This window comes from Burkholderia sp. Ac-20379 (genome assembly GCF_017104645.1).
Lineage (GTDB): Bacteria > Pseudomonadota > Gammaproteobacteria > Burkholderiales > Burkholderiaceae > Burkholderia.
The window spans coordinates 1-1,226 of sequence record NZ_JAAGPF010000730.1 but is presented as its reverse complement, the minus strand read 5'-3'; the positions used below and the strand labels follow the sequence as shown (position 1 = coordinate 1,226).

Below are 1,226 nucleotides of genomic sequence, written 5' to 3'. Positions count from 1 at the left end.
GGCTTCGCGGCCGACGACGCCTCGCCCGCCACGCTCGACCTGCTCGCGCGCCAGGCCTGCGCGATGGCCGGCCTCGCCGAGCGCGAAGCATGCGCCGATCCGCAGGCCCGCGATGCCGGCCCGGCCGACCCCGCCGGCCCTGGCGACGAGATGGTCGGCACCTGCGAGGCGATGCAGCAGTTGTTCCGCACCATCCGCAAGGTCGCGAACACCGACGCCACGGTGTTCATCTCCGGCGAATCGGGCACGGGCAAGGAATTGACCGCGCTGGCGATCCACGAACGCTCGGCGCGCCGCAACGCTCCGTTCGTGCCGATCAACTGCGGCGCGATTCCGCCCGCGCTGCTGCAATCGGAGCTGTTCGGCTACGAGCGCGGCGCGTTCACCGGCGCGACGCAGCGCAAGATCGGCCGGATCGAGGCGGCCCAGGGCGGCACGCTGTTCCTCGACGAGATCGGCGACCTGCCGCACGAGAGCCAGGCGAGCCTGCTGCGCTTCCTGCAGGAAGGCCGCATCGAGCGGCTCGGCGGGCGCGACCCGGTGCCGGTGGACGTGCGCGTGCTGTCGGCCACCCACGTGGATCTGGACGCGGCGATGCGCGACGGGCAGTTCCGGGCGGACCTGTTCCACCGGCTCTGCGTGCTGCGCATCGACGAGCCGCCGCTGCGCGCGCGCGGCGGCGACATCGAGGTGCTGGCGCGGCACATCCTGCAGCGCTTCGGCGCCGACGGCGGCGGCCGAATCCGCGGCTTCTCGCCGTGCGCGATCGAGGCGATGCACCGCTACGCCTGGCCGGGCAACGTGCGCGAGCTGATCAACCGGATTCGCCGCGCGATGGTGATGGCCGAGCACCCGGTGCTGTCGGCCGAGGATCTCGACCTCGGCGAGCACGCCGCGCGCCCGTTGCCGACGCTGGCCGGCGCGCTCGAGGCGGCCGAGCACCAGGCGCTCGACGCCGCGCTGCGGCGGCATGGCGACGATGTGGCAGCGGCCGCCGCCGCGCTCGATATCGCGCCGGCCAGGCTGACGGCGCTGTTGAGCCGGCACCGGATCGACCTGGCGTCCGGCGCGGCGCTGGAAAGCTGAGACAGCCGGCGCGCGGCGGATTCAGAGCAGGTCGGACGCCTCCACCACCCGGTCGCGACCTTCGGACTTGGCGCGATACAGCGCCTGATCGGCCGCGTCGATCACCGCCGCCACGCTCGGCGCGGCCGTCTCGCCGGGCT

General features: G+C 74.0%; 1 protein-coding gene. It reads left to right on the top strand.

The features are described 5' to 3' along the window. A partial coding sequence (locus G3N92_RS34285; RefSeq protein ID WP_206131906.1) for a sigma-54 dependent transcriptional regulator occupies positions 1–1,086 on the top strand: 1,086 nt, incomplete at its 5' end. Positions 1,087–1,226 lie beyond the last annotated feature (140 nt).